Raw genomic sequence first — 14,329 nt, 5'->3', positions numbered from 1 at the left:
GCGATCCGGGGTACCAGTTCCGGAGCCCGGGCGGCCGGCAGGGCGAATTTTGCGGCCGGTCCTTGAAAGGGCGCCGGCCAGCACCGGCAATACCCGCTGGAAAAAGCCCCGCACGCTGCACCGCCGCTGACAGGATCTCAGCCAGCAGCGCTCTGCAGCAGGCGCTTGGCCGCGGCGCGGGCTTCCTTGCTGACCTCGACCCCGCCCAGCATCCGCGCCAGCTCTTCCTCGCGCTGGCGCGGCGCCAGCAGCTCGACCGAGCTCTGGGTCATGCCCTCGACCGGCGCCTTGCTGACCCGGTAGTGGGCGTGGCCCTGCGCCGCGACCTGCGGCAGGTGGGTCACGCACAGCACCTGGCGCTGTTCGCCGAGCGCGCGCAGCTTCTTGCCGACGATGTCGGCGACCGCGCCGCCGATGCCCGAGTCCACTTCGTCGAACACCATGGTCGGCACCGCGTCCAGGCCCAGCGCGGCGACTTCGATCGCCAGCGAGATGCGCGACAGTTCGCCGCCGGAGGCGACCTTGCGCAGCGCGCGCGGCGGCTGCCCGGCGTTGGCCGCGACCAGGAACTCGACGCGCTCGGCGCCGGCCGGGTCGGGGCGCTCGGCCTCGTGCGGTTCCAGCTGGATCTCGAAGCGCCCGCCGCCCATGCCCAGTTCGCCGATCAGCGCGGTGGTGTCGCGCGACAGCGCCTGCGCGCCGCGCGCGCGGGTGCCGGTGAGCGCCGCCGCGGCGTCGCGCCAGGCCTGCGCGGCACGGGCGATCTCCGCGTCGAGCACGTCCAGCCGCTCGCCGGCGCCACGCAGGCCCTCGACCTCGGCCAGCAGCGCGTCGCGGTGTTGGCCCAGCGTGTCCGGGGTGACCCGGTGCTTGCGCGCCAGGTCGTGCAGCCGGCCCAGCTTGCGTTCCATGTCCTCGAACTGCGCGGGGTCGGCATCGAGGTCGTCGCGGACGCGGTCGACCAGCGCCAGGGCTTCTTCCAGCTGGATCGTGGCGCTGTCGATCAGCGCCTGGACCTCGCCCAGGCGCGGGTCGTACTCGCCGACCTTGCCGAGGTCGTGGCGGGTCTGCTGCAGCAGTTCCAGCACCGCCGGCGCCTCGTCGCCGTTGAGCCGCTGCGCCGCGCCCTCGCAGGCGCCGATCAGCGCGGCGGCATGGGCCTGGCGGCGATGGTTGGCGTCCAGCGCGGCGATCGCCGCCGGCTCCAGGTCCTCGCGCTGCAGCTCGGCCAACTGGTGTTCGAGGAAGCCGATGCGGTCGGACACGTCGCCCTGCGCCATCAGCGCGTCGCGTTCGGCCAGCAGCGCCTGCCAGCGCGTGGCGGCGGTGCGCACCGCGGCGCGTTCGGCCTCGTTGCGGGCGTAGGCGTCGAGCAGGCCGAGCTGGCTGCCGCGCGACAGCAGCGCCTGGTGTTCGTGCTGGCCGTGGATCTCGACCAGGTGCCCGGCCAGTTCGGCCAGCTGCGACAGCGTCACCGGGCGGCCGTTGATCCAGGCGCGCGAGCCGCCGTCGGCGCGGATCACCCGGCGCAGCTGGCATTGCGCGTCGTCGTCGAGCTCGTTCTCGCGCAGCCAGGCGCGCGCTGGAGCGGCCTCGGGCACGGCGAACTCGGCCGACAGCTCGGCGCGGTCGGCGCCGTGGCGGACCACGCCGCTGTCGGCGCGCAGCCCGGACAGGAAGCCGAGCGCGTCCACCATCAGCGACTTGCCGGCGCCGGTTTCGCCGGAGACCACGGTCATGCCAGGGCCGAATTCCAGTTCGGTACCGCGTACGACGGCGAAATCCTTGATCGAGAGATGTCTGAGCATGGGGGTCGCAAATCCAGGGCCGCGCAACGCTAGCATGCGCGGGTAGGTGGGCCAATGACTTGCCAAGCCGGCATGCAGCCATTATCTAGTGTCCAGTCTCACGGATTGATTCCATGCGCGCCTCCCCGGTCCATTCCTCGCTCGACCCGCGTGCCCGGCAGCTGCTGCGCACGTTGATCTCGCGCTATATCCGCGACGGCGAACCGGTCGGCTCGCAGACCCTGGCCCGCCACGCCGGGCTGGACGTGAGCCCGGCGACGATTCGCAACATCCTTGCCGACCTGGAGGACGCCGGCCTGCTCAGCTCGCCGCATACCTCGGCCGGGCGCATTCCCACCGCCACCGGCTACCGGGTGTTCGTCGACAGCCTGGTGCAGATGCGCCCGCCCGGCGAGGGCGAGGTGGCGCGGCTGCGCGCGGAGATGAGCAGCGCGGCGGGCACCCAGGCGTTGCTCGGCAGCGCCTCGGAGCTGCTGTCGGCGATGACCCATTTCGTCGGCGTGGTCAGCGCGCCCAAGCGCGAGCAGTTCGCGTTCCGGCACATCGACTTCGTGCCGCTGGACGCGCGCCGGGTGCTGGCGATCCTGGTGTTCGCCGACAACGAGGTGCAGAACCGGGTCATCGAGCCGCGCAAGACCTACGAACCGGCCGAGCTGGAGCGCGTGGCCAATTACCTGAACGCGCATTTTGCCGGGCGCGGGCTGGCCGACATCCGCGCCAGCCTGGTGCGCGACCTGCGCCACGCGCGCGACGAGATGGAGCTGCTGCTGGCGCACAGCGTGGAACTGGCCGAGCAGGCGCTGGCCCCGGCCGGCGACGACATGGTGCTGGCCGGGCAGACCAAGCTGATGGGCGTGCAGGACCTGTCGGACCTGGAGCGGCTGCGCGAGCTGTTCGAGATCTTCGCCAGCAAGCGCGAGATCCTGCAGCTGCTGGAGCGCACCATCCAGGCGCCCGGCGTGCGCATCTTCATCGGCGAAGAGACCGGCGTGGTGCCGCTGGAGAGCGTGTCGCTGGTCACCGCGCCGTACATGGCCGGCGGCCAGGTGCTGGGCGTGCTGGGGGTGATCGGCCCCAAGCGCATGGACTACGACCGGGTGATCCCGCTGGTCCAGACCGCCGCCGAAGTGCTGGGCGCCACCCTGGACCCGACCCCGCCAAGCGAACGCTGACTGCCGCGCCGCCCCGAGTCGCATCCGCCACGTTTCGTCAGTCAGCCAAGCTCCGGAACCGTATCGCCCGGGTCCCTGGTCCCCGGTCCCCGGTCCCGAAAAACGCAACACAGCATCTTGAATCCGCCCCACACCACCCACATAGGTGGTCCGGTAGGGCGGGTGCATCTCCCGCCAGGGAACCGGAAATGAACCAAGAGCACCCCGAATTCGATTCTGAACACCTGTCCGAAGCGCAGCAGCCGGCGACCGACCCGCTGCAGGCGGAGATCGAGACGCTGCGCAGCGAGCTGGCGTTGGTCAAGACCGACACGCTGCGCGAGCGCGCGGATCTGGAAAACCAGCGCAAGCGCATCGCCCGCGACGTCGAGCAGGCGCGCAAGTTCGCCAACGAGCGCCTGCTCGGCGACCTGCTGCCGGTGTTCGACAGCCTGGACGCCGGCCTGACCGCCGCCGGCAGCGAGCCCAGCCCGCTGCGCGACGGCCTGGAGCTGACCTACAAGCAACTGCTCAAGGTCGCCGCCGACAACGGCCTGACCCTGCTCGATCCGACCGGGCAGCCGTTCAATCCGGAACACCACCAGGCGATCAGCCAGGCCGAGGCCGACGGCGTCGCCCCCGGCCACGTGATCCAGGTGTTCCAGAAGGGCTACCTGCTCAACGATCGCCTGCTGCGGCCTGCGCTGGTCGTGGTCGCCAAGCACGACTGAGGCGCGGCGCCGGCCGCCCGCGCCTGAATCGGGCGCGGCTGCGGCGGAACGCTAATTTGCGGTGATGGCTTGAATGAACGGCGGCCATCCCTATATCCGAACCAGACCCCGGCAGCGGCCGGACACCAGAAATTTTCAGGAGTCATCCAATGGGCAAGATCATCGGCATCGACCTGGGCACGACCAACTCGTGCGTGGCGATCATGGACGGCGGCAAGGCCCGCGTCATCGAAAATTCCGAAGGCGATCGCACCACGCCCTCGATCGTCGCCTACACCAAGGACGGCGAAGTGCTGGTGGGCGCCTCGGCCAAGCGCCAGGCGGTCACCAATCCGAAGAACACCTTCTACGCGGTGAAGCGCCTGATCGGCCGCAAGTTCACCGACGCCGAAGTGCAGAAGGACATCGGCCTGGTGCCGTACGGCATCGTCCAGCATGACAACGGCGACGCCTGGGTGGCCACCGCCGACGGCCGCAAGCTGGCCTCGCAGGAAATCTCAGCGCAGGTGCTGGAGAAGATGAAGAAGACCGCCGAGGCGTTCCTGGGCGAGGTGGTCACCGAGGCGGTCATCACCGTGCCGGCGTACTTCAACGACAGCCAGCGCCAGGCGACCAAGGACGCCGGCCGCATCGCCGGCCTGGACGTCAAGCGCATCATCAACGAGCCGACCGCCGCGGCGCTGGCCTACGGCCTGGACAAGGGCCAGGGCGGCGACCGCAAGATCGCGGTGTACGACCTGGGCGGCGGCACCTTCGACGTGTCGATCATCGAGATCGCCAACGTCGACGGCGAGAAGCAGTTCGAAGTGCTGGCCACCAACGGCGACACCTTCCTGGGCGGCGAAGACTTCGACAAGCGCGTCATCGACTACCTCGTCGACGAGTTCAACAAGGACCAGGGCATCGACCTGCGCAAGGATCCGCTGGCGCTGCAGCGCCTGAAGGACGCGGCCGAGCGCGCCAAGATCGAGCTGTCGACCTCGCAGCAGACCGAAGTCAACCTGCCGTACGTCACCGCCGACGCGTCGGGCCCGAAGCACCTGAACATCAAGCTGACCCGGGCCAAGCTCGAGGCGCTGGTCGAGGACCTGGTCAAGCGCACCATCGAGCCGTGCCGCACCGCGCTCAACGACGCCGGCCTGCGCGCCAGCGACGTGACCGAGGTGATCCTGGTCGGCGGCCAGACCCGCATGCCGAAGGTGCAGCAGGCGGTGTCCGAGTTCTTCGGCAAGGAGCCGCGCAAGGACGTCAACCCCGACGAGGCCGTGGCGCTGGGCGCCGCGATCCAGGGCGGCGTGCTGGCCGGCGACGTCAAGGACGTGCTGCTGCTCGACGTGACTCCGCTGAGCCTGGGCATCGAGACCCTGGGCGGCGTGTTCACCAAGATCATCGAGAAGAACACCACGATCCCGACCAAGGCCTCGCAGACCTTCTCCACCGCCGAGGACAACCAGTCCGCGGTCACCGTACACGTGCTGCAGGGCGAGCGCGAGCAGGCCCGCTACAACAAGTCGCTGGCCAAGTTCGACCTGTCCGGGATCGAGCCGGCGCCGCGCGGCCTGCCGCAGGTGGAGGTGTCCTTCGACATCGACGCCAACGGCATCCTGCACGTGTCGGCCAAGGACAAGAAGACCAACAAGGAACAGAAGGTCGAGATCAAGGCCGGCTCGGGCCTGTCGGACGACGAGATCCAGCGGATGGTCGCCGACGCGGAAGCCAACCGCGAGGAAGACAAGAAGTTCCATGAGCTGGTGCAGGCGCGCAACCAGGCCGACGGCCTGATCCACGCCACCCGCAGCGCGATCACCGAACACGGCAGCAAGGTCGGCGGCGATGTGATCGGCAAGGTCGAGTCGGCCCTGGCGGACCTGGAAACGGCGATGAAGGGCGACGACAAGGGCCAGATCGAGGCCAAGACCAAGGCGCTGGAAGAGGCCGGTCAGTCGCTGTACGCGGCCGCGGCCGCCGGCGAACAGCAGCCGGGCGCCGCCCCGGGCGGTGCGCAGGCCGCCGGCGACGACGTGGTCGACGCCGAGTTCACCGAGGTCAAGGACGACAAGAAGTAAGCCGGGATTCGGGATTCGGGAGTAGGGATTCGAAAGGCCTTCGCCTCTCGGCTTCCCGTTCCCGATACCCTGTCCGTAGCGCTCGCAAAAGCGGACGAGTTAGCGCTCTCCGCTTTTGCTTTACACGAATCCCGAATTTCGAATCCCCAATCTCCGCCCTATGAGCAAACGCGACTATTACGAAGTGCTGGGCGTGGCCCGTACCGCCAGCGACGAGGAACTGAAGAAGGCCTATCGCCGTTGCGCGATGAAGCACCATCCCGACCGCAATCCGGGCGACCATGCCGCCGAGGCCGCGTTCAAGGAGTGCAAGGAGGCCTACGAGGTCCTGTCCGACGGCAACAAGCGGCGCATGTACGACGCGCACGGCCATGCCGCGTTCGAGCACGGCATGGGCGGGATGGGCGGCGGCGGCGGCCCTGGCGGCCCGGACATGGGCGACATCTTCGGCGACATCTTCGGCAACATCTTCGGCGGTGCCGGCGGCGGTGGCCGCGCGTCGCGGCGCGGCGCCGACATCGGCTACGTGCTGGAGCTAGACCTGGAAGAAGCGGTGGCCGGGATCGAGCGGCGCATCGAGATCCCGACCCTTGGCGAATGCGAGCACTGCCACGGCAGCGGTTCGGAAGACGGCAAGGTCGAGACCTGCACGACCTGCCAAGGGCGCGGCCAGGTCCGCATCCAGCGCGGCATCTTCGCGATGCAGCAGAGCTGCCCGCATTGCGCCGGGCGTGGCCAGATCGTGCAGAACCCGTGCGGCACCTGCCACGGCGCCGGTCGCGTCGAGGAGACCAAGGTGCTGTCGGTGAAGATCCCGCCGGGCGTGGACAACGGCGACCGCATCCGCCTGTCCGGCGAGGGCGAGGCCGGTCCTGCCGGCACCCCGCCTGGCGACCTGTACGTGGAAGTGCGGGTGCGCGAGCACGCGATCTTCCAGCGCGACGGCGACGACCTGCATTGCGAAGTGCCGATCCGCATCTCCCAGGCCGCGCTCGGCGACACCGTGCGCGTGGCCACGCTGGGCGGCGAGGCGGAGATCCGCATTCCCGCCGAGACCCAGACCGGCAAGCTGTTCCGGCTGCGCGGCAAGGGCGTACGCTCGGTGCGCAGCCGCAGCGAAGGCGACCTGTACTGCCGCGTGGTGGTGGAAACCCCGGTCAACCTCACCCCCGACCAGCGCAAGCTGCTGGAGCAGTTCGAATCCACCTTCACCGGCGAGGACGCGCGCAAGCATTCGCCCAAGTCGGCGACCTTCATCGACGGGGTGAAGGGGTTCTGGGATCGGATGACGTCGTGAGGCCGGGATTGGGGATTCGGGATTGGGGATTCGCAACGGCGGATTCCTAGTGCCCGGTGGACCCCGTGTTGGCAGGACCAGGCACGTGTGAGGCGCGATTTTGGCGCCGGGCACGTGCTTTTTTAGTTGCGGGGATTGGGGATTGGGGATTGGGGATTCGTAACGGCGGACTCCTGGTGCCGGTAGGTCTCGTGCTGGGCGGGAAGAGGCACGTGTGGGGCGCGATTGGCGCCGGGTACGTGCCTTTTTAGTTGTGGGTGGAATTGGCATTCGTAACGGCAGATCCTGGGTCCGGGAGTTCTCGTGTCGGACAGAAAGGCGCTTGCGCGGCGCATTCGGCGTCTGCGGGTGCCGCTTCCAGTGGAAGGAGTTGGAATTCGCAACACCGGCGCTTCATTGCTCGGCGAGGCATGCAGACGGCATGTGTCGGTTGCTGGGGCCGTGTGGCATGCCCGGGAGTCTGCCGTGGCGAACCCCGAATCCCCAATCCCAGCCCTTAAACTACGGCGATGACCGCATCCGCCGAAAGCCACCTGATCCACGGCCGTCGCCAGCGCCCTGACGGGCCGGTGCCGGTCGATGTCATTTCCGTACAGTCGCAATTGGTCTACGGCCACGCCGGCAACAGCGCGGCGATGCCGCCGATGCGCGCGTTGGGCCTGCGCGTGGCGGAGATCCCGACCACGCTGTTGAGCAATGCGCCGTTCTACGACACCTTGCGCGGCAAGGTGCTGCCGTCGGACTGGTTCGCCGATCTGCTGCTCGGCGCCAGCGAGCGCGGCCTGCCGCAGCGCGCGCGCATGCTGGTGTCCGGCTATTTCGGCAGCGTCGGCAACGGCACCGCATTCGCCGACTGGCTCGACAGCACGCTGCCGCAGTGTCCGACGCTGCGCTACTGCCTGGATCCGGTGATCGGCGATACGCATACCGGACCCTACGTCGAGCCAGGGCTGGAGACCGTGTTCGCCGAGCGCCTGCTGCCGCAGGCGTGGCTGGTCACGCCGAATGCGTTCGAACTCGGACGCCTCACCGGCATGCCTGCCTTGGCCCAGGACGATGCCATCGCCGCGGCGCAGGCGTTGCTGGCGCGCGGGCCGCAGTGGGTGCTGGCGCACAGCGTGAGCGGCGATGCCGGGCAGCTGGTGACGCTGGCGGTGAGCCGCGAGGCGATCTACCGCTGGCGCTCGCCGCTGTTGCCGGTGGACGTGGCCGGCACCGGCGACGTACTGATGTCGCTGCTGGTCGCGTTCCTGCTGCGCGGCGACGCCTTCGAACTGGCAATCGGCCGCGCCATCGCCGGCGTGCACGCGGCGCTGGAAGCGACCCTGGCCGCGGACTACGAGGAACTGGACGTGCTTGCCGCCGCGCCCGCGGCGCTGGCCACGCCGCTGCGCTTCGCCGCCGAGCGCCTGGCGTGAGCCAGCGTCCGGTGGTCGGCATCGTCGGCAGCGCCGGCGCCTATGGCCGCTGGCTGGACCGGTTCTTCCGCGAGCGCATGCAGCTGGAGGTGGTCGGCCACGACCCGGCCGATCCGCAGTCGCTGGATCCGGACGCGCTGCTGCAGCGTGCGCAGGTCCTGATCTTCTCCGCGCCGATTCGGCATACGCCGGCACTGATCGGCGACTACGTGCGCCGCGCCGCCGGGCGCGAACGCGCGCAGCTGTGGCTGGACGTGACCTCGGTCAAGCGCGAGCCGGTGGCGGCGATGCTGGCCTCGCAGGCGGAGGTGGCCGGGCTGCACCCGATGACCGCGCCGCCGAAGTCGCCCACGCTCAAGGGACGCGTGCTGGTGGTGTGCGAAGCGCGGCTGGCGCACTGGCAGCCGTGGCTGCAGCAGCTGTGCGCGGCGCTGGAGGCCGAGTGCGTGCGTACCACGCCCGACCACCACGACCGGGTGATGGCGTTGGTGCAGGCGATGGTGCATGCCAGCCACCTGGCCCAGGCCGGCGTGTTGCGCGAGCATGCGCCGACGCTGGGTGCGTTGGACGCGCTGCTGCCGTACCGCTCGGCCTCGTTCGAGCTGGATACGGCGATCATCGCGCGCATCCTGGCGCTGAATCCGGCCATCTACGAAGACATCCAGTTCGGCAATCCCTACGTCGGCAGCGTGCTCGACGGATTGATCGCGCAGCTGTCGCGGTTGCGCGACCAGGTCGGCCGCGGCGACGACGCGGCGCGTGCGCAGTTCCGCGCCGATTTCCTCGACGCCAATCGCCAGGCGCTGGGCGAGGCGACGATCGCGCACGGCAACTACAGTTACGAGCGGGTCGGCTATCTGCTCGCCGATCTGACCGAGCCGCTGACCCTCAGCGTGTATCTGCCGGAAGACCGCGCCGGATCGTTGCGGGCCCTGCTGTACGTGTTCGAGCGCCACGGCGTCAGCCTGACCTCGATCCATTCCTCGCGCACGCCGGCAGGCGAGCTGCATTTCCGCATCGGCTTCGATCCTGCGACCGCTGCGGCCGCGTTGCAGGCGGCGGCAACCGAGATCGACGCCAGCGGCATCGGCCGGGTGTTGCCGCGCTGAGCTGGTGGTTTGCGCGTGGCTACCCTTTCAGCGAACTCCCCTGTAGGAGCGGCTTCAGCCGCGACCGGACCTTACCGGTAACGCCCCGTCGCGGCTGAAGCCGCTCCTACAGGGTATGCGTGTACAGGGTGTGCCTGCGGGACCGATGCCGATTCCGAAAATGCAGGCAGCGCATTCATCCACAGGCGGTGTGGATGAAACGCGCGCAAACATGTGGATAAGTGCCGGGTCGCCTTGCGCGGTGGGCGTGTCAAGAGGCATGGTCAATAATTGACCACTGCGGCGCATGCATGACGTACCAGCCGCGCTGCCGCAATGCGTCGCGGCGGACTGCGCGGTGCGGCGGAGCGATCTCAGACCGCGGTCAAGGTCAGCTCGCCGCCGGTGGTGGTGAACTGCTGCCCGCGGCGGATCAGCTTGCGTCCGTCGGCCAGTTCGTAGCGCAGCGCCGGGACTGAGCGCGCATCCTGCTGGGCCTGCTGCTGATGCTGCGCTTCGTCCTGGAACTCGGTGATCAGATAGGCCTCGCCGTCGGGGCCGAGGGCGGGTAGTTGGCGAAAGGACATGGCGTGTCTCCTGTCGAAGGCGATTCGTCGAACCGGATTGCGCCGGAAACGATGCCGGCGCCTTGCGCCGCCGCTGCGTGGGGCGCAGCGGGACCGTAGCCCCGCCGGCGTTAGCGCGGCGTGGTCAGTCGATGAATTGCAGCCGCGCCAGTTCCGCGTACAGGCCGCCCTGCGCCAGCAGCTCGGCATGGGTGCCCTGGGCGACGATGCGGCCATGGTCCATCACCACGATGCGGTCGGCCTTGAGTACGGTCGCCAGGCGGTGCGCGATCACCAGCGTGGTGCGTCCGGCCATCAGCCGTTCCAGCGCCTGCTGCACGGCATGTTCGCTCTGCGCGTCGAGCGCGCTGGTGGCTTCGTCCAGCAGCAGGATCGGCGCGTCCTTGAGCAAGGCGCGGGCGATGGCGATGCGCTGCTGCTGGCCACCGGACAGGCGCGCGCCACGCTCGCCCAGTTCGCTGGCGTAGCCGCCCGGCAGCTGGCGGATGAAGGCATCGGCCTCGGCCGCCTGCGCCGCGGCCTCGACCTCGGCCTCGCTGGCCTCGAGCCGGCCGTAGCGGATGTTGTCGGCGGCACTGGCGGCGAACAGGGTCGGATGCTGCGGGACCAGGCCGATGCCTTCGCGCAGCTGCGCCGGGTCCAACTCGCGCAGGTCGGCGCCGTCCACCCGTACCGTACCGGCCTGCGGGTCGTGGAAGCGCAGCAACAGCGACAGCACGGTGCTCTTGCCGGCGCCGGACGGGCCGACCAGGGCCACGCTCTCGCCGGGCCGCACGTGCAGGTCGAAGCCGTCCAGCGCCGGATGATCGGGCCGCTGCGGGTAGCGGAACACCACGTTCTCGAAGCGCACCTCGCCGCGCAGCGGCTGCGGCAGCGCCTGCGGCGCGGCCGGCGCCACCACCTCGGGACGTTCGGCGAACAGTTCGGCGATGCGGCCCATGCCGCCGGCCGCGCGTTGCAGGTCGTTCCAGACTTCGGCCAGGGACGCCACCGAGCCGCCGCCGAACATCGCATACAGCACGAACTGGCCGAGCGCGCCGGCGCTCAGTTCGCCGGCTGCCACCTCGTGCGCGCCGGACCACAGCACCAGCACGATCGCGCCGAACACCAGCACGATCGCGGTGGCGGTGATCAGCGCCTGCGCGCGCACCCGGCGCCGCGCCACGTCCACCGACAGCGCCAGCGCCTGGCCGAAGCGGCCGCGCTCGTAGGGTTCGCGCGCATGCGCCTGCACCGTGCGCACCGCGCCCAGGGTCTCGGCGGCCAGCGTGTTGGCGTCGGCGACGCGGTCCTGGCTGGCGCGCGAGATCTTCTGCAGGCGGCGCGCGCCGAGCACGATCGGCAACACCGCCAGCGGGATGCCGAGCAGTGCATAGGCGGCCAGGTGCGGACTGGTCACGAACAGCATCACGATGCTGCCGACCACCGTCACCGTGCTGCGCAGCGCCACCGACATGGTGCTGCCGATCACCCCGCGCAGCAGTTCGCTGTCGGCCGACAGCCGCGACACCAGTTCGCCGCTGCGGTTGCGGTCGTGGAAGCCGGCGTGCAGGCCGATCAGGTGCGCGTACAGCCGCCCGCGCAGGTCGGCGACGACTTTCTCGCCGAGCAGGGACACGAAGTAGAAGCGCAGCGCGGTGGCGATCGCCAGCACCACCGCCACCGCGAACAGCAGCGCGAAGGACTGGTTGATCCTGCTGCCGTCGCTGAAGCCGTGGTCGATCATCTGCCGCACCGCCACCGGCAGGCTCAGCGTCGCGCTGGAGGACACCGCCAGCGCGAACAGCCAGGCGCCGAACAGGCCGCGCTGGCGCTGCACGAACGGCCACAAGGTGCGCAGGCTGCCGAGCTTGCGCAGCGACTTGGCCTGGTCGGCCGACGGATCGTTCATGCGGGGGAGGTTTCCGAGCAGCGGACCCTGTTCCGAGTGGCGTCGCGCAGCCGTGTTTTCAAGGTGTCCACGCGATCGCTGGGCAGGCGCAGGCGCAATTCGGCGCCCTCGGCGTCGAAACGTTCATCGAGTTTTTCGGCAGCGCAGGCGCTCAGCGTCGCGTGCACGATGCCGAGATCGTCGAACCCGCAGTGCACGGTCAGCAGGCTCAACGCCAGCAGCGGTTGCCGCGGCGCCAGCCGCAGGCACTCGGCGGCGCTGCCGCCGTAGGCGCGGACCAGGCCGCCGGCGCCGAGCTTGATGCCGCCGTACCAGCGCGTGACCACCACCGCCACGCGGTCGAAGCCCTGGCCGTCGATCGCCGCCAGGATCGGCCGGCCGGCGGTGCCGGCCGGTTCGCCGTCGTCGCTGGAGCGGTAGTCGTCGCCGAACCGGTAGGCCCAGCAGTTGTGGGTGGCGTCGGCCACCGCGACCTGCTGCACGAACGCCAGCGCCGCGCCGGCGTCGGCGATCGGCGCCGCGTGGGCCAGGAAGCGGCTGTGCTTGATGTCCACGCTGTGGCTGACGGGGTGGGGAAGCGTATCGGGCATCGGCGCCATTCTAGACGAGGCGCCGCGGCGGACTGCGGATGCCGCCGATCAGTCGATGTCGGTGCGGTTCGGGTGTGTGATCGGATGCTGCAGGCAATGCGCGCTATTCAAGCATCGTGCTCAGCGGTGCTCGTCCACCGCTGCGGGCGCAGCGAATTCGGGCGCGGGCGCGGGAAATGCCGGCGCGGCGAACGCTACCGGGTCCAGCGCCGCTTCCGCCGGCAGGGTGCGGGTGTCGCCGTCGCGCAGGAACGCGTAGACCTTGGCGGCCAGGTCCGGCCGGCTGCGCAGCAGCGCGAAGGTGCCATTGTGCTGCGCGCGATGCAGCAGCAGCGTGCGGCTGTTGGGAAAGTAGGGCAGCAGCGCCAGGGTGTTCTCCAGCGGCGTGGAGGTGTCCCAGTCGCCCTGCACGAACAGCACCGGGGTCGGATCCAGGACTGGTGCGCGCATGGCGTCGCCGGCGTCGGCGGTGGCCCATTCGCCCTTGGTCGCCAGATACGCGGCGAAGTTCCAGCGCCCGAGCAGCGGCAGCGCCGGGTCGCTCCACAGCAGGCGCTTGCGCGGCGCGCTCATGTCCAGGCCGATATTGATCAGCGGATTGATCAACGCGCGCTTCTCCGGCGCGCGCCAGGCGATGGCGTCGCGCGCCCAGTCTTCGTAGTGGCCGTGGTAGGCCGAGAGCACGAAGCGCGGGAAGGTGGCGGCGTTCGCGGAGTAGGTGATCAGCGCGAGTTGGTAGTCCTCCAGCCCCAGTACGACCTGCTGCCGCATGCCGTCGTGCTCGACGTCTACACGGATCGGACCGGCGGCGAAACGCTGGCGCGTCGCCTGCAGCGCCGCGATCGTGCCGCCGGCGGGCAGGTATGGGGCCAGCGCGGGCGATTGGTCGGCTTCCGCGGCGATGCGCTGGAACGCGGCGAACACCTGCGACGGTTGGTCGTAGCCGGCGTCCAGCGGTTCGGTGGCGGAGATCACCGCGCGCGCCACGCGTCCGGGATGGCGCTTGAGCACCGCGAACGCCCACTGCGAGCCGAAGCTGGCGGCGACCAGGCTGATCCTGTCGTAGCCCAGCGCATGGCGCAGGTCGTCGACGTCGTCGGCGATCTGCGCGATCGAATAGCCGGAGAGATCGGCCTGCGGATAGGCGGCCTGCGCGCGCCGCGCCAGGCCGCGGGTGATGGCGATGTCCTGCGCGGTGGTCATCGGCTGGTCCAGCGGCAAGGCCGGCGTGTCCAGTTCCATTTGTTCGCCGCGCAGGGTGTAGCCGCGCTGCTCGACCACCACCAGGTCGGCGACCTCCGCATACGCCTGCCAGGCTTTGACGCGGCGCCTGGCGGTGTCGTCGCGATCGAGCACGATGTCGAGCATCGTCGTGCCCGGTCCGCCCGCCAGCAGGAAGATCGGCGGTGCACCGCTCGGGTGGCGCGCCTTGACCCGGGCGAAGCCGACCTGGATCGGGCGGCTATCCGGTTTGTCGCGGTTCTCCGGCACCGACAGGGTGCCGATGTCGTAGGGCATCGACGAGCCGTCGATCGCAGTGGCGACCGCGTGCTCCATGGCGATGCGCGCAGGTGGCGCGATCGTCTGCGCGTGGCCGGTCAACGCCCAGCCGAGCGGGAGCGCGAGCAGTGCGAAACGGGCAATCGGGCTGCTGCGCATGGCGGGGCGTCGCTCTGGACAGAGCGGCAACATCGGTCGGCGC

At 69.9% G+C, this 14,329-nt stretch carries 11 protein-coding genes; 6 read left to right on the top strand and 5 right to left on the bottom strand.

Going from position 1 to position 14,329, the window contains the following annotated elements:
* Positions 1-137: 137 nt before the first annotated feature.
* Positions 138-1,808 carry a DNA repair protein RecN gene (gene recN / locus NUG20_RS12395; protein ID WP_263394783.1) on the bottom strand — a complete coding sequence of 557 codons (1,671 nt, stop codon included), beginning with the start codon at positions 1,806-1,808 and terminating at the stop codon, positions 138-140.
* A gap of 113 nt (positions 1,809-1,921) precedes the next feature.
* Between recN and hrcA the strand changes: the two genes are divergently transcribed.
* The 6 genes from hrcA (at position 1,922) to NUG20_RS12365 (ending at position 9,580) form a co-directional block, all read left to right on the top strand.
* Positions 1,922-2,980: a heat-inducible transcriptional repressor HrcA gene (hrcA, locus tag NUG20_RS12390; RefSeq protein ID WP_263394782.1), complete on the top strand. Its 1,059-nt coding sequence runs from the start codon at positions 1,922-1,924 to the stop codon at positions 2,978-2,980.
* A 188-nt stretch (positions 2,981-3,168) separates the two neighbouring features.
* A complete protein-coding gene (grpE, locus tag NUG20_RS12385) occupies positions 3,169-3,690 on the top strand; it encodes a nucleotide exchange factor GrpE (protein WP_263394781.1) in 522 nt (173 codons plus the stop codon).
* Between the two features lie 149 nt (positions 3,691-3,839).
* Positions 3,840-5,756 (top strand): molecular chaperone DnaK, encoded by a 1,917-nt coding sequence (dnaK, locus tag NUG20_RS12380; protein ID WP_263394780.1) that lies wholly within the window; start codon positions 3,840-3,842, stop codon positions 5,754-5,756.
* 160 nt (positions 5,757-5,916) lie between these two features.
* Positions 5,917-7,053: a molecular chaperone DnaJ gene (gene dnaJ / locus NUG20_RS12375; protein WP_263394779.1), complete on the top strand. Its 1,137-nt coding sequence runs from the start codon at positions 5,917-5,919 to the stop codon at positions 7,051-7,053.
* 509 nt (positions 7,054-7,562) lie between these two features.
* Positions 7,563-8,471, top strand: coding sequence for a pyridoxal kinase (gene pdxY / locus NUG20_RS12370; protein ID WP_263394778.1), 909 nt, complete (start codon positions 7,563-7,565; stop codon positions 8,469-8,471).
* Positions 8,468-9,580, top strand: a complete 1,113-nt coding sequence (locus tag NUG20_RS12365; RefSeq protein WP_263394777.1) for a prephenate dehydrogenase — start codon at positions 8,468-8,470, stop codon at positions 9,578-9,580. Before pdxY ends, NUG20_RS12365 begins: the two co-directional genes overlap by 4 nt.
* Positions 9,581-9,933: 353 nt before the next feature.
* On the opposite strand, the gene NUG20_RS12360 is transcribed toward NUG20_RS12365, so the two are convergent.
* From NUG20_RS12360 to NUG20_RS12345, 4 genes are all read right to left on the bottom strand, one after another.
* Positions 9,934-10,146 (bottom strand): hypothetical protein, encoded by a 213-nt coding sequence (locus NUG20_RS12360; RefSeq protein WP_263394776.1) that lies wholly within the window; start codon positions 10,144-10,146, stop codon positions 9,934-9,936.
* Between the two features lie 124 nt (positions 10,147-10,270).
* A complete protein-coding gene (locus NUG20_RS12355) occupies positions 10,271-12,037 on the bottom strand; it encodes an ABC transporter transmembrane domain-containing protein (RefSeq protein ID WP_263394775.1) in 1,767 nt (588 codons plus the stop codon).
* Positions 12,034-12,627 carry an IMPACT family protein gene (locus NUG20_RS12350; RefSeq protein ID WP_263394774.1) on the bottom strand — a complete coding sequence of 198 codons (594 nt, stop codon included), beginning with the start codon at positions 12,625-12,627 and terminating at the stop codon, positions 12,034-12,036. The genes NUG20_RS12355 and NUG20_RS12350 overlap by 4 nt, the downstream gene beginning before the upstream one ends.
* Before the next feature lie 120 nt (positions 12,628-12,747).
* A complete protein-coding gene (locus tag NUG20_RS12345) occupies positions 12,748-14,286 on the bottom strand; it encodes an alpha/beta hydrolase (RefSeq protein WP_263394773.1) in 1,539 nt (512 codons plus the stop codon).
* Positions 14,287-14,329: the final 43 nt, after the last annotated feature.

It is taken from the genome of Xanthomonas sp. CFBP 8443 (assembly GCF_025666195.1).
Taxonomy (GTDB): domain Bacteria; phylum Pseudomonadota; class Gammaproteobacteria; order Xanthomonadales; family Xanthomonadaceae; genus Xanthomonas_A.
This window is presented reverse-complemented; position numbering and strand designations above follow the sequence as displayed.